General features: G+C 61.6%; 2 protein-coding genes and 1 pseudogene. 1 reads left to right on the top strand and 2 read right to left on the bottom strand.

Annotated features, from left to right (window positions below; translation table 11 throughout):
- Positions 1-64: 64 nt before the first annotated feature.
- Entirely contained in the window at positions 65-628 is a 564-nt protein-coding gene (locus D9C15_RS32830; RefSeq protein WP_128003662.1) for a YdeI/OmpD-associated family protein, read from the bottom strand.
- Positions 629-1,315: 687 nt separating this feature from the next.
- Positions 1,316-2,104 (bottom strand): TIR domain-containing protein, encoded by a 789-nt coding sequence (locus D9C15_RS32825; RefSeq protein WP_128003661.1) that lies wholly within the window; start codon positions 2,102-2,104, stop codon positions 1,316-1,318.
- A 900-nt stretch (positions 2,105-3,004) separates the two neighbouring features.
- Between D9C15_RS32825 and D9C15_RS34290 the strand changes: the two are divergent.
- A pseudogene (locus D9C15_RS34290) lies at positions 3,005-3,142 on the top strand (VOC family protein); the annotation flags it as partial.

The following is a 3,142-nucleotide window of genomic DNA, read 5'->3' as shown; positions in this document are numbered from 1 at the left end:
GCGGCCCAAGTGCCAAGCCGTGGAGGGTCGCCTCGAGCGAAGGGTTAGGCCGCATTCGCGAGGCTCACCGCAGCGGCTGGCCAGTGGCACACGCCTCGAGCAGCTTGCCGAACCGTCTTTGGCGAGTCTCCGGCTTCTTGGCGCCGCAGACCCAATGGAGCACAGCCTTCTTGTGGCTGGGTGGACTGCTCTCGAAAAAGCGCCAGGCCACCTTGTTGCGTTTGAACTCGCGCAGCTCGGCCGGTGAAAGTTCGGCCGGCGACTCTTGCTCGTAGGCATAAACCGCAGACTTGGCTTCAGTCCGGTTCTCGAATGCCGCTGCTCCAGCCGGCGTCATGCGCCCCTCTGATTGCAGCTTCGCGAACTTGGCGATGTTGATGGCACTCCAGATTGACGTAGGTCTCCTGGGCGTGAAGCGGATCTGGTACGAGTCATCGTCGATCCGCTTGCGGACGCCATCAATCCAGCCAAAGCACAGTGCTTCGTCGACGGACTCCGACCAGGACATGCTGGGTTTGCCCGTGGCGACCTTGTGATAGCCCACGAGCAGTTCCGCGGCAGTGGCTGCATTGGCTTCTAGCCAGCGGCAAAAGGCAAGTGGATTCGGGAAGAACTTCGGAGATGCCATCTGAGGCGGCTATGCGGCCTAACGTTTGAGCTGAGCGGACCGTGGAGGCAAGGCGCCTTGGCCGCGAGGCGGATGATAGGCCTCCACCGCCTCGCGGCCAAGGCGCCTTGCCGGAGAGGGTCCGCTCGAGCGAAGGGTTAGGCCGCACTCTCGGTGCGCTAGCCAACGGCCGGCTGTTGGAAGGTGGAAAGCTGCCGAATGCTGCACCACTATTGGTGTGGCGCTCTGCGCCTCACTTTGGAAGCGACACCGCCACGGCGCAGAGAACGGGAGTTGCAGTACTAGTGTGAACGACCGTACTTGGCTATCGGCGCAAGTGGAAGTAGAGCCAAGCGCCTTCCGCTCCAACAAGCACGCACAGGCCCAGCAAGAGTGGTTTCCAGGAGTCCATAGCCACTGCAAGGATGACAGACGCTAGGAGGGCGACAGTGACAAGGGTATGTACGGCCAGGCGCATTGGCCAAGTAGCGAAGGGGTTCCTGCGAGACTCACGCAACGCGATCGGTCCGGAGTTCGCCTCAGCCTGCATTTCACTGCCCGAGCTACTCACAGCGTCTCCTGTGTGCGGCCTAACGTTTGAGCTGAGGCGCGAGCGCCGGTATGGCGCTTGGCCCGCTGGACGGATGATGACCGACTCCGGTAAGCGGGCCAAGTGCCATGCCGGTGCGAGTCGGCTCCAGCGAAGGGTTAGGCCTCGGCGGGCGACAGGACGCCAGCTGCCTCCAGGTCGCGGCGAATCTCGATGACGCGCTCGGAGATGTTCTGTTTGAAGCGCTTCTGGATGATTCCGCCGAAGTCGGAGAACATGTCGGTGCCTTCCTTGAGAAGCAACATCGCGCCGCCTCTGCCCAGGCTTCCACAGAACCAACCAAGTTCGTAGATCACGTTGGGACGAGCTTGGAGATAGGCGTCGGATCCAGATTTCACTTCGTCATCTGGGGTGAAAACGGCGATCGCATACGTGCAGGTTTGAGCGTACTTCTCGAACTTCTCGATGACGGTCTTGCACCCAGCGTCAGGCTGTTCCATGAGAACGATAGGGTTGAGGCGGAACTCCGACTTGACGATGTCCTTGAGTTCACGCCACTTGGCTTCGTCTCTCCCGTGGATGATGAAGATGTTCTCCCGATGGCGGAGAGCGTCTTGTGACTGCTTCTTCGCCAACAGCTCCGGAGAGCGGCGCAGCCGAGTCAACGAAGCCTTCACCACGGAGAGTACGTTCTCGACCCCCTTAAAGGATGGCGTACCGTACATCCCGAATCCGCTCGAGTACTCAGACGACAGTTGCTTTGAGTACACGTTTGGGCCAAGGGCGTCGTTGAACAGATCCACCAACTCGCGTGCGTACTGGCGATAGAGCGGATCGTCACCATCTCCGATGTAGATGCCACTTGAGGTGCGCTTGAAGCTGCGCAGGATACGAGCCAATTCCGCTTCGTATCGCTCAAGTTCTGCGATCACGGTGTCAGGGTTCAAGTTCGGTTCTCCGAGGCCTAACGTTTGAGCTGAGGGGCCGACGCCGGTATGGCGCTTGGCCCGCGAGGCGGATGATGGCAGCGAGCGCCTCGAGGGCCAAGTGCCATGCCGGTGGAGGTCCCGCTCGAGCGAAGGGTTAGGCCGCACTCTCAACGCAGCGAGCCGCACTTGCAGACTTGCGGATAGTTTGGACTCTTCGATGACAGCGGATAGGTCTTGTCATCGACCACGGTGCCAGGCAAGGGCTGGCACTTGGCCTCACATTCGGCTCGCTTGTCTCTCGCCGGCGGGACGAGCATGGCCAAGCCATACCCCAAGCCGATGAAGAGTGCGAACCCCAGGACTACGGCGAGCGGAGCAGGCAGTTTCGCTATGCGTTGACGGAGACTCATCGATGGTGGCGCGACTGTGCGGGCCTGTTCAGCTTGCCCCGCTGGACGCAGCGAGCAGCTTCCACTCGATGTATGCCCCTGCCCCGAGGGACGAGATGAGCATTGCGGCCAAAGGCATGTTGGTAAGACTCAGTCGAAGGCCCTGGTCAATTGGCGCCAAAACTGCGAAGAACCAAACCAGGCCGATTGCCAGCGCGGTGCCGAGCACGCATAGGAGCTTCAACATTCGCGGTGGTCGGCTGTGCGGCCTAACGTTTGAGCTGAGGCCACCGCCGCGGGTTGGCGCTTGGGCCGCGAGACCGATGATAAGTACCACGGGCTCGCGGCCCAAGTGCCAAGCCGTGGAGGGTCGCCTCGAGCGAAGGGTTAGGCGTCAACGCGGGTCGGCGACTGTGAGGAACTTCTTGCTGGCGCCCCGGCCCGGACAGGCATAAGCTGACACGCCGGCAGGACGGCTTGGCGGGTGCCAGGTGGCCGCGAAGGGCCGGCTTGAGCGAAAGGACTTCCCATGTTGTCCGATGCCGCTGTCACCACGATGCTGCCGGTGAAAGACATTGACCGAGCCCGCAGGTTCTACGAGGGTCGCTTGGGCCTGAAACCGGGCGGGTTCAAGCCAGATGGGAAGTTCGTGTACGTGGTGGGCGGG

The organism is Piscinibacter defluvii (assembly GCF_004011805.1).
GTDB classification, from domain to species: domain Bacteria; phylum Pseudomonadota; class Gammaproteobacteria; order Burkholderiales; family Burkholderiaceae_C; genus Piscinibacter; species Piscinibacter defluvii.
Note: the sequence above shows the minus strand (reverse complement) of the source record. Positions and strands in the feature narration are given on the sequence as shown.

What these genes read in the sequence shown, in the direction of transcription:
- D9C15_RS32830 (WP_128003662.1), bottom strand. Translation starts at nt 628, where the DNA reads ATGGCATCTCCGAAGTTCTTCCCGAATCCACTTGCCTTTTGCCGCTGG.